Annotated in this window: 23 protein-coding genes; 14 read left to right on the top strand and 9 right to left on the bottom strand. The window is 71.9% G+C overall.

The window, feature by feature from the left end:
• Nucleotides 1–23 precede the first annotated feature (23 nt).
• The gene (locus tag BLQ62_RS11840; protein ID WP_068534508.1) at nucleotides 24–494 is read left to right on the top strand and encodes a DUF417 family protein; all 471 of its coding nucleotides are present in this window, start codon (nucleotides 24–26) and stop codon (nucleotides 492–494) included.
• A gap of 3 nt (nucleotides 495–497) precedes the next feature.
• On the opposite strand, the gene BLQ62_RS11835 is transcribed toward BLQ62_RS11840, so the two are convergent.
• The gene (locus BLQ62_RS11835) at nucleotides 498–743 is read right to left on the bottom strand and encodes a hypothetical protein (protein ID WP_068534511.1); all 246 of its coding nucleotides are present in this window, start codon (nucleotides 741–743) and stop codon (nucleotides 498–500) included.
• 99 nt (nucleotides 744–842) lie between these two features.
• Between BLQ62_RS11835 and BLQ62_RS11830 the strand changes: the two genes are divergently transcribed.
• Nucleotides 843–1,838, top strand: a complete 996-nt coding sequence (locus BLQ62_RS11830; RefSeq protein WP_068565294.1) for a DUF4185 domain-containing protein — start codon at nucleotides 843–845, stop codon at nucleotides 1,836–1,838.
• Complete coding sequence (locus BLQ62_RS11825; protein ID WP_068534515.1) at nucleotides 1,835–2,965, top strand: lipase family protein; 1,131 nt, start codon at nucleotides 1,835–1,837, stop codon at nucleotides 2,963–2,965. The genes BLQ62_RS11830 and BLQ62_RS11825 overlap by 4 nt, the downstream gene beginning before the upstream one ends.
• A gap of 3 nt (nucleotides 2,966–2,968) precedes the next feature.
• Here the strand turns inward: BLQ62_RS11825 and BLQ62_RS24010 are convergent, their stop codons facing one another.
• Complete coding sequence (locus tag BLQ62_RS24010) at nucleotides 2,969–3,583, bottom strand: TetR/AcrR family transcriptional regulator (RefSeq protein ID WP_068534518.1); 615 nt, start codon at nucleotides 3,581–3,583, stop codon at nucleotides 2,969–2,971.
• A gap of 64 nt (nucleotides 3,584–3,647) precedes the next feature.
• On the opposite strand from BLQ62_RS24010, the gene BLQ62_RS11815 reads away from it, so the two are divergent.
• Entirely contained in the window at nucleotides 3,648–4,811 is a 1,164-nt protein-coding gene (locus BLQ62_RS11815; RefSeq protein ID WP_160126320.1) for an MFS transporter, read from the top strand.
• A gap of 93 nt (nucleotides 4,812–4,904) precedes the next feature.
• On the opposite strand, the gene BLQ62_RS11810 is transcribed toward BLQ62_RS11815, so the two are convergent.
• The gene (locus BLQ62_RS11810; RefSeq protein WP_114652554.1) at nucleotides 4,905–5,429 is read right to left on the bottom strand and encodes a gluconokinase; all 525 of its coding nucleotides are present in this window, start codon (nucleotides 5,427–5,429) and stop codon (nucleotides 4,905–4,907) included.
• 84 nt (nucleotides 5,430–5,513) lie between these two features.
• Between BLQ62_RS11810 and BLQ62_RS11805 the strand changes: the two genes are divergently transcribed.
• From BLQ62_RS11805 to BLQ62_RS11790, 4 genes are read left to right on the top strand one after another with little or no spacing between them, the layout of a single operon-like run.
• On the top strand, nucleotides 5,514–6,980 hold the full coding sequence (locus tag BLQ62_RS11805) for an SDR family NAD(P)-dependent oxidoreductase (RefSeq protein WP_068565295.1): 1,467 nt from the start codon (nucleotides 5,514–5,516) through the stop codon (nucleotides 6,978–6,980).
• Between the two features lie 43 nt (nucleotides 6,981–7,023).
• Nucleotides 7,024–8,061: a nucleoside hydrolase gene (locus BLQ62_RS24150; protein WP_068534524.1), complete on the top strand. Its 1,038-nt coding sequence runs from the start codon at nucleotides 7,024–7,026 to the stop codon at nucleotides 8,059–8,061.
• Nucleotides 8,048–8,521 (top strand): DinB family protein, encoded by a 474-nt coding sequence (locus BLQ62_RS24145; RefSeq protein WP_068565296.1) that lies wholly within the window; start codon nucleotides 8,048–8,050, stop codon nucleotides 8,519–8,521. Before BLQ62_RS24150 ends, BLQ62_RS24145 begins: the two co-directional genes overlap by 14 nt.
• Nucleotides 8,522–8,525: 4 nt before the next feature.
• The gene (locus BLQ62_RS11790) at nucleotides 8,526–9,143 is read left to right on the top strand and encodes an ASCH domain-containing protein (protein ID WP_068565297.1); all 618 of its coding nucleotides are present in this window, start codon (nucleotides 8,526–8,528) and stop codon (nucleotides 9,141–9,143) included.
• 10 nt (nucleotides 9,144–9,153) lie between these two features.
• Here the strand turns inward: BLQ62_RS11790 and BLQ62_RS11785 are convergent, their stop codons facing one another.
• Both BLQ62_RS11785 and BLQ62_RS11780 read right to left on the bottom strand, forming a co-directional pair.
• Nucleotides 9,154–10,785, bottom strand: a complete 1,632-nt coding sequence (locus BLQ62_RS11785) for an AMP-binding protein (protein WP_068534531.1) — start codon at nucleotides 10,783–10,785, stop codon at nucleotides 9,154–9,156.
• Between the two features lie 116 nt (nucleotides 10,786–10,901).
• Nucleotides 10,902–12,146 carry a C15 family peptidase gene (locus BLQ62_RS11780; protein ID WP_068565298.1) on the bottom strand — a complete coding sequence of 415 codons (1,245 nt, stop codon included), beginning with the start codon at nucleotides 12,144–12,146 and terminating at the stop codon, nucleotides 10,902–10,904.
• Between the two features lie 101 nt (nucleotides 12,147–12,247).
• Here BLQ62_RS11780 and BLQ62_RS11775 point away from each other — a divergent pair, with 101 nt between their 5' ends.
• The 6 genes from BLQ62_RS11775 (at nucleotide 12,248) to BLQ62_RS11750 (ending at nucleotide 20,148) form a co-directional block, all read left to right on the top strand.
• Nucleotides 12,248–13,477 (top strand): acyl-CoA dehydrogenase family protein, encoded by a 1,230-nt coding sequence (locus BLQ62_RS11775; protein WP_068565299.1) that lies wholly within the window; start codon nucleotides 12,248–12,250, stop codon nucleotides 13,475–13,477.
• 35 nt (nucleotides 13,478–13,512) lie between these two features.
• A complete protein-coding gene (locus BLQ62_RS11770) occupies nucleotides 13,513–14,817 on the top strand; it encodes a styrene monooxygenase/indole monooxygenase family protein (protein ID WP_068565300.1) in 1,305 nt (434 codons plus the stop codon).
• A 65-nt stretch (nucleotides 14,818–14,882) separates the two neighbouring features.
• Nucleotides 14,883–16,346, top strand: a complete 1,464-nt coding sequence (locus tag BLQ62_RS11765; RefSeq protein ID WP_068565302.1) for an amino acid permease — start codon at nucleotides 14,883–14,885, stop codon at nucleotides 16,344–16,346.
• On the top strand, nucleotides 16,343–17,221 hold the full coding sequence (locus tag BLQ62_RS11760; RefSeq protein WP_068565304.1) for a Gfo/Idh/MocA family protein: 879 nt from the start codon (nucleotides 16,343–16,345) through the stop codon (nucleotides 17,219–17,221). Before BLQ62_RS11765 ends, BLQ62_RS11760 begins: the two co-directional genes overlap by 4 nt.
• 65 nt (nucleotides 17,222–17,286) lie before the next feature.
• Nucleotides 17,287–19,770 (top strand): sensor domain-containing protein, encoded by a 2,484-nt coding sequence (locus BLQ62_RS11755; protein WP_160126321.1) that lies wholly within the window; start codon nucleotides 17,287–17,289, stop codon nucleotides 19,768–19,770.
• Nucleotides 19,771–19,821: 51 nt separating this feature from the next.
• Nucleotides 19,822–20,148, top strand: coding sequence for a hypothetical protein (locus BLQ62_RS11750; protein WP_068565308.1), 327 nt, complete (start codon nucleotides 19,822–19,824; stop codon nucleotides 20,146–20,148).
• A 19-nt stretch (nucleotides 20,149–20,167) separates the two neighbouring features.
• On the opposite strand, the gene BLQ62_RS11745 is transcribed toward BLQ62_RS11750, so the two are convergent.
• The 4 genes from BLQ62_RS11745 to BLQ62_RS11730 form a co-directional block, all read right to left on the bottom strand.
• The gene (locus BLQ62_RS11745; protein ID WP_068565315.1) at nucleotides 20,168–21,466 is read right to left on the bottom strand and encodes a TrpB-like pyridoxal phosphate-dependent enzyme; all 1,299 of its coding nucleotides are present in this window, start codon (nucleotides 21,464–21,466) and stop codon (nucleotides 20,168–20,170) included.
• 67 nt (nucleotides 21,467–21,533) lie between these two features.
• A complete protein-coding gene (locus BLQ62_RS11740) occupies nucleotides 21,534–22,544 on the bottom strand; it encodes a 3-oxoacyl-ACP synthase III family protein (RefSeq protein ID WP_068565316.1) in 1,011 nt (336 codons plus the stop codon).
• The gene (locus BLQ62_RS11735; RefSeq protein ID WP_068565317.1) at nucleotides 22,541–23,173 is read right to left on the bottom strand and encodes a hypothetical protein; all 633 of its coding nucleotides are present in this window, start codon (nucleotides 23,171–23,173) and stop codon (nucleotides 22,541–22,543) included. Before BLQ62_RS11735 ends, BLQ62_RS11740 begins: the two co-directional genes overlap by 4 nt.
• Nucleotides 23,170–24,816: a thiamine pyrophosphate-binding protein gene (locus tag BLQ62_RS11730; RefSeq protein WP_082756406.1), complete on the bottom strand. Its 1,647-nt coding sequence runs from the start codon at nucleotides 24,814–24,816 to the stop codon at nucleotides 23,170–23,172. Before BLQ62_RS11730 ends, BLQ62_RS11735 begins: the two co-directional genes overlap by 4 nt.
• Between the last annotated feature and the right edge of the window lie 8 nt (nucleotides 24,817–24,824).

Below are 24,824 nucleotides of genomic sequence, written 5' to 3'. Positions count from 1 at the left end.
ATGCGCGCTCCTACGCTCGCATCGTGAAGATCACAAGGAAGAACGTCAGCATCCTGGGCCTGCACGTCATCCGCGCCGGCCTGGTCATCAACATCGGCTGGAACGGCGTGGCCAAGTTCACCGCCGAGGAGGCCAACGCGATCGAGCCGCTGATCAGTCGCAGCCCGCTGATGTCGTGGCTCCTGGACGTCGCGCCGCTGCGCACGGTGTCCTCCGCCATCGGTGTCGTCGAGTTGGGCGTCACCGCGCTGCTCGTCGCCGGCACGGCCTCCCAGCGCGCCAACGACCTGGCGGTGCTCGGATCGGCCGGCATGTTCGTCGGCACGTCGTCGTTCCTGTTCACCTCGATCGACTACGACCTCGGGGCGATGCCTCCCGATCCCTTCATCCTCAAGGACGTCGTGCTGCTGGGCGCCGCACTCGCGCTGGCGGTCGGCACGCCCGCGTTCGAGAAGAAGGGTGATCCGGTCACGACCGGCGCGATCGCGGCCTGACGTTCACTGCACGGGCTGCGGCGCGAGTTCGATGCGATGCGCGGCGTCCCAGGGCAGGTCCGGGTGCAGTGACGTGAAGCTGTACTCGACGACCTCCGCGCCGCTCGACTCGTCGAGCCGCAAGCCGGCCAGCCTCCCCGCCGCGAGCAGCCGGCCCTGCGCGTCGTAGATCCGCGCGTCCCGGTCGGTCACGGCGTCGTAATCCGCGTGGAAGGCCTCGTAGAGTTCGCGTCCCGTGAACGTGTCCATGCCTCCATGGTGCGCCCGCGGGGCCGCGCGCACAGCCGTTTTCACGGCCCTCGCGTTTCCGGCGCGCGCACGGGCCCGTCGTCTGGCAGGCTGACCGACGTGGCCCAGTCGATCGGAACCGGACGCCTGCACAAGTTGCGGGACGTCACCCCGGTCACGCGCTTCGCCGTCGGCGGCACCGACCTCGGAATCGCCTGCCGGGTGGGCGACGAGGTGCTCTACGTCTTCGGCGACACCTTCGAGGGGCTGAGCATCGGCGCGGGCGACTGGCGCTCCCCCGTCGGCCTGTTCGGTGATCGCAACGGCGTCATGCGCCGCGCCGCGGGGCCCGATCCGCAGCGGGCGCGGCAGCTCCTCGACTACTCGCACGACACCGGTCGCTTCACCACGATCCTGCCCACCACCTGCATCGAGGTCGACGGGTCGCTGTACCTGCACACCATGACGATGCAGAGCCTCGACACCGTGGTGCAGACGGGCCTGTGGCGCAGCGACGACGGTGCCGCCACCTGGCGCGAGGTCGCGCAGTACAACGCCGGGCACGCGGACGGTGCCTGGTGCATGTGGGCGCTGTGCCCCGCACCCGACGGATACACCTACAACGTCTCCACCGGCGGGCTCAGCCGCGACAAGGGGCTGCGGCTGCACCGGATGCCGACGAAGACCCTGCCGACGCTCCGCGACGGCCTCAACGTCGAATGGGAGCCCTGGGGCTGGACCCGGGAGACGGGCTGGGCCTGGGGCAATCCGCCCACCGATCTCGCACTCGGCCGGGGCTACGGCGAACTCTCACTCTCACTCGTGGAAGGAATCTGGGTGCTGACGTACTTCGACGCCGCCGGATACCGGATCGCGGCGCGCTTCGCCGACCGCATCGACGGCCGCTGGTCCGAGCCCGTGACGCTGCTGCAGGGCTCCTCCTGGCAGGACGAGGACCACGCCGCGGGGCGGGTCGCCCAGCTCTACGGCGGCTACCTCGTCCCCGGTTCGACGCTCGCCTCCGCGCGGCTGGTGGTCTCGCAGTGGAACACCGCGGTGGGCCACCCGTACAAGTCGATGATGTTCACCGGCGCCCTGCGGAAGGCGCGGTCATGAGGCGCCCGCTGCTCGCGGTGCTCGCCGCGACGGCGCTGCTCGCCCCGGCATCGCCCGCGACCGCGACGCCGGCCCCCGCGCCCGCGCTCGGCACCGTCGTCGGTCAGGGGCCGCTCGCGCTGCCCGACGGTGTCCGCGACACCACGGCGACCCGTATCCAGTACGTCTCCCGGACCCCGTCCGGCGCACCGATCACCGTCACCGCCGGGGTGTACGTGCCCCGCGGCCCCGAACCGGCCGGCGGCCGGCCGCTGGTGGCGATGGGACACGGAACGTCGGGCGTGAACCGGCAGTGCGCCCCGACGACGGTGCCCGACCAGTTCGGCAACGCCCCCTACCTCGCCGACCTGCTGCGCCGGGGCTTCGCCGTCGTACTCACCGACTACCAGGGCCTCGGCGGGGAGGGCGTGCACCCGTATCTCGACTCCACCTCGCACGGGTTGGACATGCTCGGGTCGGTCCGCGCGGCGCGGACCCTCCCCGTGCGGTTCACGCCGCAGACGGTGCTCTACGGAAACTCCCAGGGCGGCAGGGCCACCGAGGCGGCCGCCGAGCTCGCGCCGACCAGGACGCCGGAACTGCGCTTCGCCGGCAACGCGATGGTCTCGCCCGCGCTGCGCATCGACTACCTGCCCGCCGTCGACGCGGGACGGCTCTCGCCGACGCAGTACGCGATCGCGCCGATGCTGGTGCGCGGCGCGCAGGCCGTCGACCCGAGCATCCGGACCGAGGCGGTGCTGCGCGGCCCGATCCTGGCGCAGCGCGACGCGCTGCTCTCGTGCACGGCGCGCATGCCCGCGACGGTGAACCTGTCCAGCGTGGTGCCCGACGACGTGCGGCCCGAGCCCGGCGTCCGCGCGCGGTTCGCCGCGTTCTTCGACCGCAATCAGCTGCCGCGCACGCCGAACCGCGGGATCCCCGCACTGGTGGTCTATGGCAGGTCGGACGATCTCGTCGACCCGGCGTGGACGTTGCGCGCGAGCGCCGACCTGTGCCGGGCGGGAGTGCCGCTCGAGCTGGCCCCCCGTGCGGGCGGCCACACCAGTACGGCGGACATGGGCACCGTCGGGCGGTGGATCGAGGACCGGTTCGCCGGACGGCCGGCGCGCAGCACCTGCTCCGGGTGAGGTTCAGGCCTGCTCGGTCAGGCGCTGCTCGATGAAGCGGACGGTCTGCTCGATCAGCGGGCGGAGCATCTGCTGCACCTCGTCGTCCGAGATCGGCCGGTCGAGGATGATCGCGCCGAGCTGCGGGATCATGAAGGGCGCCGCCTGCAGGCCGATGGCCGCGTACAGCGCGACCGCGGCACGCAGATCGTCGGTGCCGCCGGTCACGGCCCGTAGCCGCTCGACCTTGCGGCGGTAGAACTCCCGGCGACCGTCGCTGAACGGCGGCGTCCGCCCCTCGTCCGCGTCGTAGTGCAGCGATTCCCACATCAGCAGCCGCACGAGCTCGGGGTCGCGGCGATGGTGGTCGTAGGCCGCCATGACGTGCTCGGTGAGGGTCTGCCCCTCGAGGAACGGGCTGTGCTCGACGTGCTCGGTGAGCGCCTTGGCCATCACCACCTCGAACAGGCCCTCCTTGCTGCCGAAGTAGCCGTAGATGCGCTCCTTGTTGACGCCGGCCTCGGCGGCGATCCGCGCCACGCGGGCACCGTCGAAACCGCGCCGGGTGAACTCCGTGCGGGCGGCGGCGATGAGTGCCTCGCTGGTGGGAGTCGATTCGTATCCGGCGTCGTCGGTCACGCCCGACAGACTACCGCCAACCGTTCGGTTGACGCGCCAACCGTACGGTTGCTACGTTCGCCGCATGCCGACGACCACCCCACCCGCGACCGCCCGTCCCGCCCTGATCCGCACCGGCGTGCTCGCCGCCCTCGGGGCCCTGCCGATGGTGGGACAGCTCTACATCGTGCTGCCGCTCGCCGCCGAGATCGGCGCGCTCCCCGGAGCTTCCACGTCGACGCACGCCTTCGCCGGCACGGTCTTCGCCCTGGCGTACGCCGTCGGCATCCTGGCGCTCGGGCCTCTCGCCGACAGCCTCGGTGCACGCCGGCTGATGGTGGCGAGCGCCGCGGCGACCGCCGCGGTCACCGCGCTCACCGCGCTGGCGCCGTCGGCGTCGTGGTTCCTCCTGGGGCGCGTCGCCCAGGGCGTGGCCGCAGCGGCGTTCACGCCGGCCGCGCTCGCCTACATCGCCCGTACCGCGCCGGTGTCGGCGCGGGTGCCGCTCAACACCGCCGCGATCGGCGCCGGTCTGGCCTCCGCCGTGGTCAGCCAGGTGGCGGCGCAAGTGATCGCGCCCGCGGCCGGCCTCACCGGGGTCTTCCTCACCGCCGCTGGTGCCGCGGCACTCGCGGCCGCCGCGATCGGCACGCTGCTTCCGGGCGACGCCGCTCCGCGGGGCGGGGGCCCGTCGGCGACCGCCGTCCACCGCGCCATCCCCGGGCTGCTCCGACGGCCGCGACTCGTCCTGCTCTACGGCACGGGCCTGACCTTCCTCAGCGTGCTGGTCGCGCTCTACACGGCGCTCGGCGCCGACGGCCGCTGGTCGGCGACCACCCTGCTGATCCTGCGCGCGAGCTCGCTGCCGGCGGTGGTCGTGGCCGGAGTGCTCACGCTGCGCCTGGGCGAGGTGCCCGCACGCACCCGGATCCTGGGCGCGGTGACCCTCGCGGTCGCCGGAACCCTGCTGTGCGCGACCGGCGCCACCCTTGCGGTCGGTGCGGGACTGCTCGTCTTCGTGGGCGCGGTGGCACTGGCTGCGCCGTCGGTGGTCGCGGAGGTGACCCGGCTCGGGGCACCGGCGATCGGCGCCGCCGCCTCGCTCTACACCGTGTCGATCTTCGGTGGAGCGAGCCTCGGGGCACCGCTCGACGCGCTGTTCGGCGGCGGGCTGACCACCGTCGCGGTCGGCGGCGCCGCCGTGCTCGCGGCGGGCGGGCTCGCGGCCGCGATCGCGACCCGCGACTGACAGGATCGCTTCACGATCTCGCGGTTTCCGTCGGTACGGATGCGCGGGCGCACACGTACCACCGCAGAACACGACATCGCGAGAACACGTCGCTCAGGCGATGCCGGGGACCTCGGTGGCGGCGAAATCCGCGAGTGCCTCGTGCACGATCTGCGGTATGTCACCCGAGACGTTGACCGTGACGCCGAACTCGTCGGGTTCGAGCGGCTCGAGGATCTCCAGCTGCGAGGCGAGCATGCCCGCCTTCATGAAGTGCCCGGCCCGCTCGCTCATCCGCTCCTGCAGCAGTTCCTCGTTACCGGTCAGGAACACGAAGTAGACACTGGCTCCGGCCGCGCGGATACGATCCCGGTACACACGTTTGAGTGCGGAGCACGCCACGACCGTGGGTCTCCCGGCGATCATCTCGTCGCGCAGGTAGGCGCCGATCGTCGCCAGCCAGGGCCACCGGTCCTCATCCGTGAGCGGATGACCGGCACCCATCTTGGCGCGGTTGGCCTCGCTGTGGAAGTCGTCACCGTCGGCGAAGCTCCGGCCCAGCCGGGCGGCCAGTTCGGCCCCCACCGTCGACTTCCCGGAGCCGGACACCCCCATCACGCAGATCTGGATCGTGGACACCCACCGAGTAGACCACGCGCACGGACCGCTCGGGCGCGAAGCGGGTGCGACGGGCCGGGCCGGCGATGAGGGACAATCATCCCCATGCCCGAACCCACCGCCCCGATCTCCGCCGAGGACCTCGCCGCGTTCCACCGCGTGCTCGAGGCCGCCGCGCACCTCGATGACGGCGATCCCCAGTCCGTCGAGGTGCAGCGCGCCGTCGGACACATGTTCAAGCTGCTCAAGCGCGAGCGCCGCAAGACCGCGCGCGCGAAGGTCAAGGCGGCCGACCGCGACGTGCTCGAGCGCACCGCCACCGGCAACGCGGAGCGGATCGACGACGAGACCGCGGGGATCCTGCTGACCACCCCCACCGCCGGCGACAGCGCCGGCGAACTCTCGCGACCGCAGAGCTGCTACATCTGCAAGCAGCCGTACACCCGCATCGACGCCTTCTACCACCAGCTGTGCCCGGAGTGCGCCGCGTTCAGTCACGCCAAGCGCGACGCCACGACCGACCTGACCGGCCGCCGGGCGCTGCTCACGGGCGGCCGCGCCAAGATCGGCATGTACATCGCGCTGCGCCTGCTGCGCGACGGCGCCGACCTCACCATCACGACCCGATTCCCCACCGACGCCGCCCGCCGCTTCGCCGAGCTCGCCGACAGCGCCGAATGGCTCGACCGCCTGCACATCGTGGGCATCGACCTACGCGATCCGTCGCAGGTGAGCGCCCTCGCCGACGCCGTCGCCGCCCGCGGTCCGCTGGACATCATCATCAACAACGCCGCGCAGACGGTGCGCCGCTCGCCAGGCGCGTACTCGGCGCTGGTCGACGCCGAGGCGGGCGACGTCCCGCCGGAGCTCGCCGGCCGGATCATCCGCTTCGGGCGGGCCAGTTCCGCGCATCCCGCAGCGCTCACCGAGGCGCTCGACGGGCACACCGGCGGCGTCTCCGGCGATCTCGCCGCGCTCGACCCCGCCGCCCTCACCGCCCTCGCCCTGCGCGGTGGGTCCTCGTCGGCCGCCCGGATCGAGGACGGCACGGCGATCGACGCCGGCGGGCTGCTCCCCGACCTCGTGCACACCAACTCGTGGGTGCAGACCGTCGAGGAGGTGGAGCCGCTCGAACTGCTCGAGGTGCAGCTGTGCAACTCGGTGGCGCCCTTCATCCTGATCTCGAAGCTGCGCCCCGCGCTGGCGGCCTCCCCCGCCCGCCGCAAGTACGTGGTCAACGTCTCCGCGATGGAGGGCCAGTTCGGCCGCGGCTACAAGGGGCCCGGCCACCCGCACACCAACATGGCCAAGGCGGCGCTCAACATGCTCACCCGCACCTCGAGCCTCGAGATGCTCGAACAGGACGGCATTCTCATGACCGCCGTCGACACCGGGTGGATCACCGACGAACGGCCGCACCACACGAAGATGCGCCTGGCCGAGGAGGGCTTCCGGGCGCCGCTCGACCTCGTCGACGGTGCCGCCCGCGTCTACGACCCGATCGTTCAGGGCGAGAACGGCGTCGACCTCTACGGCTGCTTCCTCAAGGACTACAAGCCCTCGCCGTGGTGACGGGCCGCCCCGCTCGCCGGGACCGGGCGCTAGGGTCGACGGCGTGGCGGAAACGAAGGTCCTGTTCGACTGCGACACCGGCGTCGACGACTCCCTGGCCCTGCTGTACCTGCTGAGCAAGCCCGAGGTGAACCTGCTCGGCATCGTCTCCACGGCCGGCAACGTGCCCGCGCCGCAGGTGGTGGAGAACAATCTCGGCTGGCTCGAGCTGCTGGGGCGCACCGATATCGACGTCTTCCCCGGTTCGGACGCCCCGCTGTCCACGCCGCTGATGACCACGGAGGAGACGCACGGCCCGTTCGGCGTCGGATACGCCGCGCTGCCGACGCCGACTCGCGCGCCGTCGGAGATCTCGGGCGCCCAGGCGTGGTCCGACCTCACTCGCGCCCACCCGGGTGAGGTGGTCGCGCTCGTGACCGGGCCGTGCACCAATCTCGCGCTGGCCCTGCGCGATGATCCGGGGATCCTCACCCGGCTGCGCCGGCTCGTCATCATGGGCGGCGTCTTCTGGCACCCCGGCAACACCACGCCCACCTCCGAGTGGAACGTCGCGGTGGACCCCGAATCGCTGTGGGAGGTGCTGCGCGCCTACGGCGAACTCGACGGCACCGGCACCCCGCTGCCGATCCTGTGCCCACTCGATCTCACCGAGACCATCGAGCTCACCCCCGATCACGTCCTGCGCCTCGCGGACGCCGCGGGCAGCACCCCCGCCGAGTGCCTCGATCCCGAGGACGCCGACGGGACGCGGTCGGCCGCGAGCGATCCCGTGGTCCGGGCGCTGTCGGACGCCGTGCGGTTCTACTTCGAGTTCCACCGCGACCACGACCTCGGGTACATCGCCCACATGCACGATCCGTTCGCCGCCGCCGTCGCGCTCGACCCGGGCATCGTGCGCACCCGCACCTACCCGGTGGACGTGGAGCTCACCGGCTCACTCACGCGCGGCACCACGCTCGCCGACGTGCACGGGGCATGGAACCGGCCCGATACCGCGCAGATCGCGGTCGCCACCGATCAGGCGGCCTTCTTCGACGATCTGCTCGATTCGATCGCGGGGTTCGCGCGTGGCCGCGACTGAGGGGCAGATCGCGGCGTTCCTCGACGTCGCCGCCGAGACGCTGGACACCGTCGAGCGCGTCCTGGGCGATCTGGACGACGAGACCGTCAACGCCGCCCCTCCCGTGCCCGGGGTGAACTCGGTGTTCGCGCTGATCACGCACGTCGGCGGAGCGCTCGGCTACTGGGGCGGATCGCTCATGGCCGGCGAGGACATCCCCCGCGACCGTGCCGCGGAGTTCCACGCGCGCGGCACCGTCGACGAGGCGCGCGCGATCGTCGCGCGGCTGCGCACGGACCTCCCGCGCTGGGCAGCGGTGGCGGCGACCGGGATCCGCAATCCCACCGCCACCGGGACCACTCGGCGCAACGCCGCCGAGGCGACGCCGGAGTGGGTGCTCACGCACATGCTGCGTGAACTCACGCAGCACACCGGGCACATGGAGATCTGCCGCGACGTGGTCGCACGACGCGCAGACTGAAGCCATGCTCATTCCGAAGGCGACCGCCGAGGGCGTCCGCGACGGCCGCGTCACCACGCAGTACCGCCGCTGGGACGCCCCACGGGTCAAGGTCGGCGGCACCCAGCTCACACCGGCGGGCCTGCTGCGGTTCACCCGCGTCACCCGGGTGCCGGACGTCGAGAAGATCTCCGATCGCGCGGCCCGCGCCGCGGGCATGAAGGACGCGGCCGCCCTGCGCCGGGCGCTGCGGCCCCGCGATCCCGGCGCACCCCGTCGAGAGCGTTCCGGGCGGGGCGGCGAGCACGTGTACCGCATCCACCTCGAATGGGCCGGTGAGGACCCTCGAATCGCGCTGCGGGAGGAACTGCCGGACGACGCCGCGCTGGAAGCCATCGCGCAGCGTCTCGCCCGGCTCGACGCCCGCGAGAGCGGTCCGTGGACGCGCGAGATCCTCACCTGGATCCGCGATCACCCGCGGGTGGTCTCCAAGGAGCTCGCCGCGCAGCGCGGCGTCGAGCTGCTGCCCATGAAGGCCGACATCCGCACGCTCAAAGGCATGGGACTGACGATCAGCCACGAGGTCGGCTACGAGCTCTCGCCGCGCGGCGCCGCGTACCTGGACTGGGTGCGGTCGCGCTGACCGCGGCCGCCTAGGCGGGCTGCTCGGACTGCGCGGCCACCTCGGCGGTCGACTTCGCCCAGCGGTAGTCGGCCTTGCCTGCGGGCGTGCGCTTGACCTGGTCGACGAAGACGATGGTGCGCGGCACCTTGTAGCCCGCCAGCTCGCCGCGGGCGAAGGTCTGCACGTCCTCGATCGACGGCCGCTCCTTGCCCTCCGCGACGGAGACGACCGCGGCCACGCGCTGCCCGTAGCGGGCGTCGGGGACCGGCACCACGAGTGCGTCGGAGATCGCGGGATGTCCGTGCAGCGTGGCCTCGACCTCCTCGGCGTAGACCTTCTCGCCGCCGGTGTTGATGCACTGGCTGCCGCGGCCGAGGAAGACGATGCCGCCGTCGTCGGCGGGGTAGCCCATGTCGCCGAGCACCGAGATCCGCCGGCCGTCGGCGAGCGTCGGGAAGGTGCGCGCCGACTTCTCGGGATCGTTGTAGTAGCCGAGCGGCACGTTGCCCACGCGGGCGATGTAGCCGACTTCCCCGGGCGTGGTGATCTGCGCGAAGGACTCGTCGACGACCATCATCTTCTCGGTGGGCGGCGCCTTGAGGTTGCCGTTCTCGTCGAGGGTCATCACGCCGTCGTTGCCGGATTCGGAGGCGCCGAAGTTGTCGCGCAGGATCAGTTCCGGCTTGATGGCGGCCATCCGGTCGCGGACGTGCTTGGACCAGATGGCGCCACCCGAGGTGATCGAGAACAGCGACGAGAAGTCCGCGGTGTCCTTCTGCTTCTCCATCTCCTCCACCAGCGGGATGCCCATGGCGTCACCCACGATGAGGATGGTCTGGGTCTGGTCGCGACCGATGTTGCGGACGATCTCGGCGGCCTTGAAATCGCGCTCGAGAATGATGCGGGAGCCGAGCACGAAGAACGTGAACAGCGAGTACGCCGCGGCGCCGTGCATGAGGGGCGCCGCGATGAGGAAGGCCAACGGCGGGAAGTCCTTGGCGCCCTGCCCGACCTCCGCGAGGTTCTGCCGCGGCTCGCCGCCGTAGGGCACGCCGGCCGAGAGCGGCTTGCGGAAGAAGTCGTCGTGCTGCCAGACGACGCCCTTCGGGTAGCCCGTGGTGCCGCCCGTGTAGATGATGTAGTGCTCCTCGCCGGTGCGCTCCTCGAAGTCGCGCGAGGTGGGCTGGGCGGCCGCGTCGGCGAAGGGCACCAGCGCGACGTCGGGCAGACCGTCGACGGCGGCGGCGAGCTCGGGCACGATCTCCCCCACCACGAACACCGTGCGCAGGTCCGGCAGCTTGCCCACCAGATCGGCGAGAGTGCGCTGGTGCTCGGCCATCTCGACCACGATGCCGCGCGCATCGGAATTGGTGAAGATGTACTCCAGCTCGGAGCCGGTGTACCGGTAGTTGACGTTGACCGGCACGGCGCGGATCTTGATGAGGGCGACCAGGGACTGCACGTGCTCGACGCTGTTCTTGAGGAACAGCGCGACGTGATCGAAGGCGCCGATCCCGTTCGCGGCGAACAGATGCGCCACCTGGTTGGCCTGCGAGTCCATCTCGGCGTAGGAGGTCTGCGCCCCCTCGTAGCTCAAGACGATCCGCTCCGGCACCGCGTCGACGACCGCCTCGAAGACATCGGCGAGGTTGAACTTCATGCGCACTCCTGTTCCTGACCTGCGAACCCATCCAGCTCGGCAGAACGTGTTCTAGTTGTAACAGGTTCTACCGCGCGGCGGGGTGGATTCGCGCACGAACACGCCGGAAGCCGCCGTCAGCCCTGCGCGACGACCCCCACCACGGCGCGCGCCTGTGCGATGATCGCCGCCAGGTTCGCGCGGTAGGCCGCGGATTCCGTGATCGCACGGTCGGCCGGAAGCCCGTCGAGGACCGGGGTGTGCAGATGCCCGCCGGGCACCGGCGCCGCGAGCCGGTCGCGCACCAGGGTGACGCGGTAACCGATCTCGTTGGAGAGGTAGTCACCGCCGGCGCCCTGCCGGGCGAGACCGCCCGCGGGCGGTTCGGCCGAGGTGGTCGTGGACGGCAGCGGCGGGAGGTCGCACGCGGTCGTGGTCGGCGGATTCGCCCCGGTGGCGTAGGCGATCTCGGGGTTGCGGACCACCGGGTACCGGCCCTGCGCCGCTGCGGTGATCGCCGCCATCGGCAGGGTGCTGCGCGTCCACTCCGGCGCGTCACCGGCGACGGGCGCGCGACCGCGGAAGCACGCGGCCTCGTTGTCCACCGCGCCGCCGCGCCACACGCCGTTGATCGCCTCGAGATCGAACTTGCCCGGCCGGCCCTGGCTGACCGTCGTGAAACCGACGGCGCGTGCGGGTGCGGGGCGCAGGAACGGCGTCACGGCGCGTTCGACCATGCCCGCGCCGAAGTCGCGCCACCGCACGGGGAACGTCATCGCCACCACGGTGACCGGTCCCTCCGGGGTGTCGATCCGGGTGCCGTCGAGAGCGAGCGCGATGGCGCCGGACGGGTTGCCCTGGCGGATGTCCCGGGTGAGGCGGAACGGGTCGAACCCGGTGACGAGCACGGTCCGGCCCGAGGGTGCGCGGCGCTGCCCGCGCGAGACCTCGTCGATGGCGGTCACGATCGCGGACCGGCGGGCGGCGGGCACCGCGAAGCCCGGCCGCCAGTCGCGCACGGAGCGGATCATCGCCAGCCGCGCCCAGTACAGCGGGCGATCGTCGGACGCGAAACCACCTGTGCCACTGCGGGCGCGGCGCACCGCGGCGCTCCACAGCTCCCGCGCGAGCCGGTCGGCGGCGCGCTCCGCCTCGTCGACGGTGCGCGCCCGGTCCAACGCCCGGTCGAGATCGCGCGCGAAACGCTCGAACCCGGCGCCGGTCACCAGTCGCTCGGGGACGTCGCCGGCGGAGTAGAGGCGCTCCTCGGCGGTGGGCACCGTCGACGGATCCGTCGCGTTCGCCGGGGCGGCGAGGACCGATCCGGCGACGAGCGCTCCCAGGACGGACAGGGACAGTGCGTGCGCGAACCGGCGTGCCATGCGTCGAACCTAGGCCACCCCGCCGTATCGATGCGCCGGAATACGTTCACCGCGCGGCGAACCCTCGCCAGCAGATCGTTCGCCGACCACAGTTGTCGGCCATGACCACCTCGCTCACCACGCCCACCTCCGACGCCGAGCTCGATGCGCGACTCGGTCCCGTCTACGCCCGGATCGCAGAGGGCGCCGTCGCCCGTGAACGCGACCGTGAGCTCGTACACGAGCCCATCGCCGAGCTCAGGGCCGCGGGCTTCACGGCCCTGCGCGTCCCGGTCGAACTCGGTGGCGGCGGCGTGACCCTGCGCCAGCTCTTCCGGCAGGTGATCAACCTGGCGGCCGCGGACTCGAACATCCCGCAGGCGCTGCGCGTGCACGTCAACTTCGTCGAGGACCAGCGCCTGGCGAACACCCCGGCCGGCGACGAGTGGCTCCGCGCGGTGGTGGACGGCACAGTCGTCGGCAACGCGATCACCGAGCCGGGCACCGGGTCCGTCGGCGGGTACGCCACCACCCTGACGAAGCAGGACGACGGGGGCTACCGGCTCAACGGCACCAAGTTCTACTCGACCGGCACCCTGTACGCCGACCAGATCGTGGTCGCGGCGGACCTCGACGGGGAGCGCGTCGGCGTGCTCGTCGACGCGACCGCCGAGGGCGTCGAGCGGGTGGACGACTGGAACGGCTTCGGGCAGCGCCTCACCGCCAGCGGCACCACCGTCTTCACCGACGTGACCGTCCCCGCGGACCGGCTGCTCGGCCCCGGCTACGGCGCGCCCGGCGCGACGTACGCCACCTCGTACCTGCAGCTGGTGCAACTCGCGGGCCTCGCGGGGATCGCGCAGCGCGCCACCGACGACACCGTCGCCTGGGTGCGGGCCCGCACCCGCACCTTCTCGCACGCCGCCGCGGATCTGCAGCGCCACGATCCGCTGGTCCAGCAGGTGATCGGCCGGCTCTCGAGCGCGGCGTGGTCGGCGAAGCAGTCCGTGCTCGCCGTCGCGGACGTACTCGACGCCACCCTCGCCGACCGGCATGTGCACGAGGACCTGCTGCCCGAGGCCGAGCTGGCCGCGGCGCACGCCCAGCTGGCGGTGATCGACACCGTGCTCAAGGCCACCAACGACCTCTTCGAGGTCGGCGGCGCGTCCATCGTCGACGCCGACCTGCGGCTGGACCGGCACTGGCGCAACGCCCGCACCCTCGCCGTGCACAACCCCGCCATCCAGAAGGCCCGGGCGATCGGCGATCTGCTGCTCAACGGCGCCGACCTGCCCTACGCCTGGAACGCGGGCGCCCGCACCCCGACCACCGACTCCCCTTCGCAGAAGTAGACACCCGAACAGTCCGACCACCGAAAGGCACGACCATGACCCAGGCACGCATCGCCATCATCGGCGCCGGAGTGGTGGGAGCCACCGCCGCGCTCGTCCTCGCCCGCGCCGGGCACCCGGTAGACCTCTACAGCGACCGCACCGCGGAGCAACTGCGCGACGCCGTGCCCGCCACCGGCACCGCCGTCCTGTTCGGGCACTCGCGGGACGTCGACCACACGCTCGTCGAGGAGCTCTACCCCGACGCGCCGCTCTCCACCGGCATGAACACCCGCCTGAACACGGGCGAGCCGGGCGCACTGGAGCAGGTGCTCGCCTTCGACCCCGACTTCACCTACACCGCGGCGGGCATCGACGTGCGGCTGCGCGCCCACGACCGCATTCGCCTGTTCGAGCAGGCCGGTGGCGCCTTCCATGTCGAAACGGTCACGCCCGAGAATCTCGACGCCATCGCGGCGGCGCACGATCTCACCATCGTCTCGACCGGCAAGGGCGGACTGTCGAGCCTGTTCCCGGTCGACGAGTCGCGCACCGTCTACCGCTCCCCGCAGCGCCACCTGCTGGCCGCCGCCTTCACCGGTCTCGGCCACGGCGCGGACGTCTTCACCGCCCGCGGGCACGGTGCCGGCGCGCACAACGTGTTCAACCTGCACACCGACCACGGCGAGATCTGGATCGGCCCGTACTGGCACAAGGACGCGGGCCCGTCGTGGAGCGTGCTCGGGTTCGCCAAGCCCGACGGGGACTGGGTCCAGCGGTGGGGCGAGGTGACCGATGCGCAGAGCGCGCTCGACGTGGTCGTGAGCATCTACCGGGACTACTTCCCCGACGATCTGCCGGACATCGAGAAGCTGCGCGTGATCGAGCAGGACCCGCACTCGTGGCTGCGCGGCGCCGTGACCCCGACGGTGCGCCAGGGCGTCGGCCACACCCGCGGCGGCCGCCCGGTCCTCGCCCTCGGCGACTCCGCGATCGCCTTCGATCCGATCGCCGGGCAGGGCGCGCAGACCGGGTTGATCCAGGTGGCGGCGCTGGCCAAGGCCCTCGAACACCGAGGCGCGGACGGCGGAGCCTTCACCGCCGAGTGGATCACGGACCAGTTCGACCGGCACTGGGAGGAACGCGGTCATGCGGCCGCGGAGGTCACCCGCCTGTTCCTGGGCGACCCGGACTACGCCTTCGCCGCCGGCCTGCTCTTCGCCGGTGCGGTCGCCGACGACGCCGTGGGCGCCGCGCTGTTCGGCCTGCTCTCGGAGCCCGCGCCGATCCTCGATCTCCACACCGAGGAGGACGTCGAGCGGTTCATCGTCGAGGCGAAGGCCGCGTTCGCCTCGGCGTGACGGGCGGCGCGCCGCCGATCCGATAGCGGTGCGAACGGATCAGTGACGGAGTAGCGTCCCGCGGAATGGACCTCCTGCGGACGAAACCTCTCGCCAGGATCAAGGCCGACGGCGCCGCCGACGGCGGACTGCGACGGGACCTGCGCCTGTTCGACCTCATCGGTTTCGGTGTCGGCATCGTGATCGGGACGGGCATCTTCACCTTGACCGGCGTCCAGGCCAAGGTGAACGCCGGTCCCGGCATCGCGATCTCGTTCATCGTCGCCGGCGTGGTCAGCCTGTTCGCCGCGCTCTGTTACGCCGAACTGGCGGCGGCGGTGCCCACAGCCGGCAGCGCGTACACCTACGCGTACGCCACGATCGGTGAGGTCTTCGCATGGATCATCGGCTGGGACCTGCTGCTGGAGTTCGGGCTGGGCGCGGCCGTCGTCTCGCGCAGTTGGTCCGGGTACCTGGCGGATCTGTTCCACCTGCCTCCGCAGTGGTTCACGGAGGAGGCGCCCGTGAACGTCGGCGCGATCGTGATCATCGTCGTGCTCGGCGTCGTCGCCACCGTCGGGATCAGGGAGTCGGCCCGGGTGACCAACATGTTGGTCCTGGTCAAGGTGGCGATCTCTGTCTTCGTCGTCATCGTGGGTGCCTTCTTCATCACGCGGTCCAACCTGGTTCCGTTCATCCCCGAGTCCGTGCCGGCGGAGTCCGGTGGAGAAGCACTCGACCGGCCGCTGATCGAGACGATCCTCGGGGGCGCACCGTCGCACTTCGGCGTCGCGGGCATCCTCACCGCCGCGGCCGTGGTCTTCTTCGCCTACACGGGCTTCGAGGCCGTCGCCAACCTCGGTGAGGAGGCCCGCCGGCCCGGCCGCGACATGCCTCGGGCACTGATCGGCACGCTCGTCGCGTGCACGCTGCTCTACGTGCTCGTCTCGGTGGTGCTCACCGGCATGGTCAAGTACACCGACATCGATTCCAGTGCACCGCTGTCGAAGGCCTTCGACGTGGTCGGCGCATCCTGGGCGGGCGATCTCGTCGCCATCGCCGCCGTCGCCGGCCTGACCTCGGTGATCCTTGTCGAACTGGTGACGATGGGGCGGATCGGCTACGCCATGGGGCGCGACGGCCTGATCCCGCCCTCGGTCGCGAAGGTCTCGCCGCGGTTCGGCACGCCCACGCGGCTCACCGTCATCGTCGTGATCGTGTGCGCCCTGATGGGCGGCTTCATCCCGATCGAGGCGCTCTCCGAGATGGTCAGCATCGGCGCGCTGTTCGCCTTCCTGCTGGTGTCGCTCGCCGTGCCGATCCTGCGCCGGACCAAGCCCGACCTCGCCCGGCCGTTCCGGGTCCCCTTCTCGCCACTGATCCCTGTTCTGTCCGGATTGGCCTGCGTCTACCTCATGCTCAATCTCGCGGTGGCGACGTGGCTGCGTTTCCTGATCTGGTTCGCCCTGGGCGTTGCGATCTACCTCCTCTACGGTCGCCGCCACTCGGTGCTCGGTCGCGAGGGCTCCATGGCAGACTCAGGCGGGTGAGTGTGCGTATCGGTCTGGTCGGCGCGGGGCCATGGGCACGGGAGACGCACGCGCCCTCCCTCGCCGCCCATCCCGGCGTCGACTTCGTGGGCGGGTGGGCCCGCGATCCCGCGGCCGCGGCCGAGGTCTTCCCCCGGTCCTTCGAGACCCCCGACGCGCTGTTCGGCGCCGTCGACGCCGTGGCCTTCGCCGTACCGCCGAACGTGCAGGCTCCGCTCGCCGCGCAGGCCGCGCGGGCGGGTCGGCACCTGATCCTCGACAAGCCGATCGCCCTCGACCTCGACGGCGCCGTTGCGCTCGCGGAGAGCGTCGCGGAGGCCGGCGTCCGGTCGATCGTCGCCTTCACCCGACGGTTCGCCCCCGAGACCCGGGAGTTCCTCGCCGCCGCAGCCGAACTGCGCCCGGTCGCGGCGCAGGCGCAGTGGCTCTCCGGTGCCGCGCTCGCCGGGAAGTTCGCCGCGTCCGCGTGGCGGCAGGAGGAGGGCGCGCTCTTCGACGTGGGCCCGCACATCCTGGATCTGCTCGACGCGGCCGCGGGCCCCATCGCGACCGTCGAGGCGGCGCGCTACGACGCTCCCAGCGATACCTGGGCGGCGCAGCTGACCCACGCCGACGGCGCCGCATCGTCCGTCTCACTGTCGCTGCGCACCCCCGTCGTGCCGACGGTGATGCGGGTGTCCGCGCACTCGCAGCAGGGCCTCGCCTTGCTCGACCGCCGCGACACCCCGTCGACGGAGTGCTTCCGGGTTTTGCTCGACGAGTTCCTCGGTGCGATCGCCACCGGCGAGGACCACCCACTCGACGTGCAGCACGGACTGCGCATACAGCGGGTGATCGACCGCATCCGTGCCGGAGCGGCCCCGGCGAGACGATGAGTACCACCCCGGATGCGACACCGCACCCTCCGGCACCGCCGAACGCTCCCCCGGTGATCGGGGAGATGAGCCGAGCCTTCGTCGAGCACTCGCTGGACGGGTTCTTCGTCCATGACGAGGACGGGCGGCTGGTCATGGTGAACGACGCCGCGTGCACGAGCACCGGCTACACCCGTGCCGAGTTGCTCCGCATGAACGCGCTCGACATCGTCCAGGTCACGGTCGGCGAGGCCCGCCACAACTGGGAGCTCGCCATGGCAGGCACGATGCTGGTGATCCCAGCCATGCACCGCCGCAAGGACGGCAGCACGTTCCCCGTCGAGGCGCATCTGTACTTCCACGTGATCGACGGTCGTCGTTACATCGCCGGCCTGACCCGCGACATCTCCGAGCGGGTGGCCTCCGTGCGCGCGATGAGCGAGGCGCAGTACCGGCTCCGCGCCCGGGCCGAAGAGTCGGCAGTGCGGTCCGAACGGGTGTCGGGTCTGCTCCAGGCCGTGATGGACACGGCGCCGTTCCACATCTTCATCAAGGATCGGCTGGGCCGGTACCTGTACTTCAACACGCCGGTGGCCGAACTCGCCGGCGTTCCGGAGGCGCTCGCGATCGGCTCCGACGACACTCTCGTCTTCCCCGCCGTGGCCGACCAGCTCATGGCCACGGACCGCGCGATCATGGACAGCGGCGTCGGCCGGGAGGTCGAGGAGATCATGGTCGCGGGGCCGGACCAGGAGCCGCGCACCTTCGTGGCGAACAAGGCGCCCTACCGCAACGCCGACGGCGAGATCGTCGGCCTGATCGGCATCTCGCGCGACGTCACCGACGCCCGCCGCGATCAGGCCCTGCTCCGGCGCGCCGAGGAACGGTGGCAGTTCGCGATCGACGGCGCCGGCGACGGCATGTGGGACTGGGACCTCACCACCGGCGTCGTGTTCTACTCCGACCAGTGGAAGGCCATGCTGGGCTACGGCCACGACGACATCGGCTCCACGGTCGGCGAATGGATGCACCGCGTCCACCCGGACGACCTCGCGACCTCGTGGCAGTCGATCCGGGAGGTCGCCGACGGCCGCGCCCGCGAGTTCTCCACCGAGCACCGCATGCGGACGCGCTCCGGCGAATGGGTCTGGGTGCTCGATCGCGGCCGTGCGGTGGAGACGGGGCCGGACGGAACGCCGACCCGGGTCATCGGGACCCACACCGACATCACCGCGCGACGGCATGCGGAATCGGAGATCCGGGAGCTCAACCGGCGACTGCGCTGGCGCGCGGATCACGACGACCTCACCGGCCTCCTGGGTCGCGCCGGCTTCATCGAACGCGCCACGGCCGTCGTCGAGCAGCGCCGCGCCGACGGTGCGGTGCTCGCCGTGCTCTGGATCGACCTCGACTCCTTCAAGCGGATCAACGACTCCCTCGGGCACAAACTCGGCGATCAGGTCCTGCAGGTGGTCTCCCGCCGGTTGCAGGCGGCGAGCCTGCGCACCGATCTCGTCGCCCGCCTGGGCGGCGACGAGTTCGTCGTGCTGCGCCCCCACGTCGACGCGTCCGACCCCACCGAGGAGTGGGCCGAGCGGGTGCGCGCAGCGCTCGCCGAGGGCGTCGAGGTCGACGGCCTGCACGTCACGGTGACCTGTTCGATCGGGCTGGTCGAGTCCGGCGCCACCGACGACGGGATCACGCAGTTGCTCATCGATGGCGATCTCGCGCTGCTCCAGGCCAAACGCGACGGCCGTAACCGCACCGTCGCGCATTCGGCGGGCCTGCGCGCGCCCCAGCAGCAGCGGGTCGCGCTCGCCCGGCACATCCGCTCGATGATCGACGGTGGGAACATCGAGGTGCGCTACCAGCCCGTGCTCGACCTCGCCACCGGTGCGATGGTGGGCGCGGAGGCGCTCACCCGGATCGCCGGACCGGACGGCGAGGAACTGACGCCCGCCGACTTCCTGCCGCACCTCGAGGCCCTGGGGATGCTCCCCGACCTCGCCCGGCTCGTGCTGCGCCGCGCCTGCGCGGACTTCGCGGGCTCCCCGGACCTCGGCTGGGTGTCGGTCAACCTCGCCTCGGAGGATCTCGCCGATCCGCAGCTGCCGCACGTGGTCGAGAGCACGGTGGAGCGCTCGGGTCTCGACCCGTCGCGCCTGATCCTGGAGATCAACGAGCGGGTGGTGCCGGAGCGACACGTCCTCGCGGCGACCCACCGGCTGATCGAACTGGGCACCCGGATCGCACTCGACGACTTCGGCACCGGCTGGTCCAGCCTCGCGCAGCTGCGCGACCTCGATCTCGCGCTGGTGAAGATCGATCGCTCGGTGGTCACCGCCTCGACCGGACACGACGATCCGCAGCTCGAAGCCATGCTCGACGCGGCGGTCGCGATGGCGCGCGCCCTCGACCTCGACGTCATCGCCGAGGGCATCGAGTGCCCGGCGGAGGCCGCCGCGCTGGCCGGTGCCGGCGCCCACTACGCCCAGGGATACCTGTGGTCGTACCCGATCCCGTTCGACGAACTGCGCGACTGGACGAGACACCGCGTCGACGCGGGCTGACCTGCGCACGAGCTCCCGTCGTGCCCGGCGCCGCAGCGCTACGCTGGAGGCATGACGCAGCCCGGCGACGACCAGCAGCCCCCGACCAGCGCGCCGACGACGCCCCCGACGGAACCGATCGACGCGGAGCTCGTCGACCTGCCCCCGGCCGAGAGCACGGCGCCGTCGTACGAGGACGTCACGGGCTACACGCCGGCGGGCGTGCCCACCTTCGACCACATCCGCGACAAGATCGAGCGGCGCACGACCACCGCGCTCGGCGCCGAGGAACTGGCACACGGGACCGCGGCCGGGCAGGACGCCGAGCGCGCCTTCGCCGACCGCGACAAGGCGGCGAAGGCCAAGCTCGAGGAGATCCGCCGGTCGATGGGCTCCTGACCACCGGACCCCGCGGTGCTCAGGCCAGGCCGCCCGAGAGGTACTCGGCGTAGGCGGGCAGGTCGAGCTGGCCGTGGCCGGAGAGGCCGATGATCAGGACCTCGTCGGAGTGCTCGCGGGCGTAGTCGGCCGCGGCCGCGATGGCGTGCGTGGACTCCGGTGCCGGGACGATCCCCTGGGTGCGCGCGAACAGCACACCGGCGGCGAACGCGTCGTTCTGCTCGATCGCGATCCCCTCCACCAGGCCCAGCTCCACGGTGTGACTCAGCGCCGGCGCCATCCCGTGATAGCGCAGGCCGCCGGCGTGGATCGGGTCGGGCACGAAATCCATGCCGAGCGTGTGCATCTTGAGCAGCGGCGTGAGGCCCGCGACGTCGCCGTGGTCGTAGCGGTACTCGCCCTTCGTGATCGACGGGCACGCGGCGGGCTCGGCGGCGACGATCCTCGGGTCCTGACGGCCGTGGATCTTCTCCCGCAGGAACGGGAACGCGAGGCCGGCGAGGTTGGATCCGCCACCGGCGCAACCGAAGACGACGTCGGCCCCGTTCTCGTGGAGGTTCAGCTGGTCGACGGCCTCGAGGCCGATCACGGACTGGTGCAGCACCACGTGGTTGAGCACGCTGCCGAGGGCGTAGCGGGCCTCGGGGTCCTGCGCCGCGACCTCGACCGCCTCGGAGACCGCCATGCCGAGGCTGCCCGTGGTGTTCGGGTCCTTCGCCAGCATCGCGCGCCCCGCCTCGGTGAGGTCGGACGGGCTGGGGTGCACGGTGCCGCCGTAGGTGCGCATGAGATGACCGCGATAGGGCTTGGAGTCGTAGGAGGCCCGCACCTGCCACACCTCGACATCGATGCCGAACTGCGCGCCCGCGAACGAGAGCGCGCTGCCCCACTGGCCCGCCCCCGTCTCGGTGGTCAGCTTCCGCACCCCGTCGACGGAGTTGTAATAGGCCTGCGCCACCGCCGAATTGGTCTTGTGAGAACCGACGGGGCTCACGCCCTCGTACTTGACGTAGATCCGGCAGGTGGTACCGAGTGCCTCCTCGAACTTGCGCGCACGGATCAGCGGCGACGGCCGCCACATCGCGAGGATCTCGCGGACCGGCTCGGGGATCTCGTGGTACGCCTCGGTGGACGCCTCCTGCGCGATGAGTCCGGACGCGAAGAGCGGCGCCAGGTCCTCGGGCTGCACGGGCTCCTTGGTGCCGGGGTGCAGGTGCGGCGGGATCGGCGTCTCCAGCTCCGCGGCCAGGTTGTACCAATGGGTGGGAACGTCGATCGAGGTGATGTCCTGGTGCGGTGCGGCGTCCGAGCGTGTCATGGATCACAGACTAGAGCGCCGGCTCCGCACTCCTGCGCGGGGTCCGTCCTCCCGGCCGCGACCCCCGTCAGGTCCGCACGAGCGCCGAGGCGGCGAAGTCCCCGGCGTGGGCGAACGCCGCGAGGACCACGTCCTCCCCGGGCCCGATCCGGCCGTCCGCACGGGCCGTGGCGAAGGTGTGCGGAACACCGACGGCGAACAGGTTGCCGCACTCGTCGAAGGTGTCCGGGTGCCGCTCGGGCGGGAGCTCGAGCGCCTCGCGCCAGTTCCGCAGGAAGGTGCGGTTGGGCTGGTTGGTGACGAGGTGCCCCACCTGCGGGCCGGTCAGCCCGCCGGCGGCCGCGGCGGCGAGCGCGACCTCCGGGACCAGCCGGTTGCCGCGGGCGAGGACCTTGGCGATCTTGGCCTCGGTGAAGCCGACGTGGAGTTGCCCCTCACCGGCCTCCCAGTACTTGCGCGGCGGATCGACCGCGGCGGTCATGTCGCCCGCGTACTCGCTGTGCTGCGCGCACGCCACCTCGCGCACCTCGAGCCCGCCGGCCTGCGGATCGGCGACGACGAGGGCCGCGGCGGCACCGTCGCCCGGGATGGCGGCCTGCGGCAGGTTCCGCACCCGGTCCTGGGTGAAGACGTTCCCGGCGGCGTTGGTGGCGGTGAGCAGCAGCGCCGAGCGGGCGGTGCCGGCGGTGAACACGGTGCGCGCGAGCTGCAGCATGAGGAGGAAGGCCGCGCAGCCTCCGTTGTGCAAGTCCAGTACCAGCGACGGCCGCGTGCCGAGCCGCCGCGCGACGTCGCCGCCGCAGCCGACGACGGGCAGGTCGGGCAGCTGGGAGTGGCTGAGCACGACGTCGGCCTGCAGGGCCTCCTCGCCCACCTGCTCCCGCAGCCGGTCGATCGCCGCGCACATCAGGTCGACGTTCGACTCCCCCGCCGCCGCGTGGTGCCGGTACGCGGGCGGAGCGAACATCGGGTTCGAGGTGAGCGTGCGGCTGTCGGCGTCGGCGTACTCGCGGAAGTAGTCGGCGGAGACGCGGTTCTCGGGCAGGTACGACGCGAGCCCGACGATCCGCGGGTTCACCGGTCCATCCATTCGGGCCGGACGGGTTCGCCGTGCGCGTGCCGGTGCTCGGCGATGGCCTTGAGATTCTCGAGCTCCATCTGGTGGCCGGCGCCGAAGGTGTCCCACAGGTCGCCGACCCACACCGGGCGGTCGGGCGGGGCGGTCTCGGGGTACGGGTTCTCGTCGTAGAACGGGTGATGGCAGTTGACCCACAGCACCACCGAGCCGGGGCGGTTCAGCACGAGCTGCGCGTCGACGACCCGCATCAGGTAGATCATCCAGAGGTGCTTTCCCTGGTCCCAGGCGCAGTGGTAGTCGACGGTCCGCGCGTCGGGCTGGGCGACGGTGCGCGTGTAGATCTCCGTCTCGGAGCCCAGCATGTCGCGGGCCACCCACAGGCCCGGCTCGTCGGTCTCGCGGAAGCCGCGCAGGCTGTACGTCCACTCCTCGAGCGAGCGGGTGTCGGAGAGCCAGTCGTACAGCTCGTCGGGCGGGGCGTTGACATAGGACTGCACGGGGCAGAAGTCGCCGTATATCTGCTGGTGCGGGTACACCGAGCGCATGCGGTCCACGAGGATCGGCTGTGCCACCGGACGGGGGTGGCTCTCGATCCGGATCGTTCCCTCGATGTCGATCGTCGGGATCATCGGTGCTCCTTCGCGGTGTCGGGCAACAGTGCGGCGAACGGTGGGATCTCGGCCGGGTCGGTCCCGATCTCCAGGCACGACGGTCCGCCCCCGAGTCCGGCCAGCAGGTCCTCGCACGCGGACCGCGCACCGTCCGGCGTGGTGACCGCGCGGACGGGCAGCGTCGGGAACATGGCGGCGAGACCCTCGGCGATCCGGCTGGGACGGAACCGATTGATACCGGGCAGGTCCGGGAAGAACTTGTCCTCGCGCGCGACGCACATGCCGTGCGCGTCGTTGTTGAGGACCACGAGCAGGACCGGCGCTCGCGCCTCGATCGCGGTGTGGATCTCCATGCCGTGCATGAAGAACGCGCCGTCGCCCGCGAGGATCACCGTGGGACGCCGGGTGGCGATCGCGGCGCCGATCCCGGCCGCGATCCCGTGCCCCATGCCGCCCATCCCGAGCGCGACGAGGAACCGCTCCCCCGTACCCAGCGGAAGCCGGTGCACCGCCGCGGCTCCGGCGTTCCCGGCGTCCGCGAAGACCAGGGCGCCGCGCGGTATCACCTCGGCCAGCGCGTCCACACCGTCCGCACAGGTCATCACACCGGACCCGTTCCGAGGCACCACGATCGGCTCCGGCACGGCCCGCGTCCACGGCCGTCTCCGGCAGGGGCCGGCGGCCGCGGCGAGGGCCCGGGTGTACGCGGCGAGATCCCGCACCGGCTCGTGCACGGTGACCGCGCGGAGCGGCGGCTCGGCCCCGGCGTGGACGGTGCACGTGACGTCCATCGCCGCGTCGAGCCCGCTGCGATCCATGAGGTCGAGCTCGGTCCCCAGCGCCACGATCAAGTCGGCCTCGGCCGCGACGCGCGGCACCACGGGATGCCCCATGACCCCGGCGATCCCGACGCCCCCGCGCGACGGTACGGCGTCGCGCCCGTTGGGTCCGGCGGCGACCACCGCGCCCGTCGCAGCCGAGAGCTCGGACACCGGGCCGGCCAGCCGTGCCCGCGACGCACCTTCTCCGAGGAGGACCAACGGCCGGCGCGCGGCGCGAAGCAGGCGGATCACCTCGTCCGACGGGGCCGGGGCCACCGGACGGACCGGCGTCCGGGGCGGCGGCTCGACGCACTCGGCGCACTGCACGTCCTTGGGCAGGAGCAGCGCCGCGGGCAACCCGCGCTCGAGACAGTCGAGCGCACCGTCGAGCGCGGGGCGCAGGTCGTCCGGGCCCGACACCTTCGCCGAGAACCCCGTGACCCCGCGCAGGACGCCCAACAGGTCGACGGTGCGCGGCGCGGCGCACATGTCCTGGAACGCGCCGCGGCCCTCGGCTCCGGTGGGCGGGCTGCCGATCAGGGCCAGGATCGGCACGCGCGACTGGTACGACTCGGCGAGCGCGGGGACGCAGTTCATGGCCGCGCCACCCGAGGTCGCGATGAGGCAGGCGGGACGGCCCGTCATGCGGGTGGCGCCGTCGGCCATGGCGCCGGCCCCGAACTCGTGTTTCGCGATCGTCACCGTCAGTCGACGGTGCGGCGGCCGCCGCAGCAGCGCCGCGAACAGATCCTCGGGATTGGCCCCGTGGATACCGTATGCGTTGCGAAATCCATACGCATACAAAGCATTTGCAATACGATCCGCGACGGCCGGGGACACGGATTCAC

It is taken from the genome of Tsukamurella pulmonis (assembly GCF_900103175.1).
GTDB lineage: Bacteria > Actinomycetota > Actinomycetes > Mycobacteriales > Mycobacteriaceae > Tsukamurella > Tsukamurella pulmonis.
The sequence above is the reverse complement of the archived record's forward strand: the minus strand, read 5'-3'. Positions and strand labels throughout refer to the sequence as shown.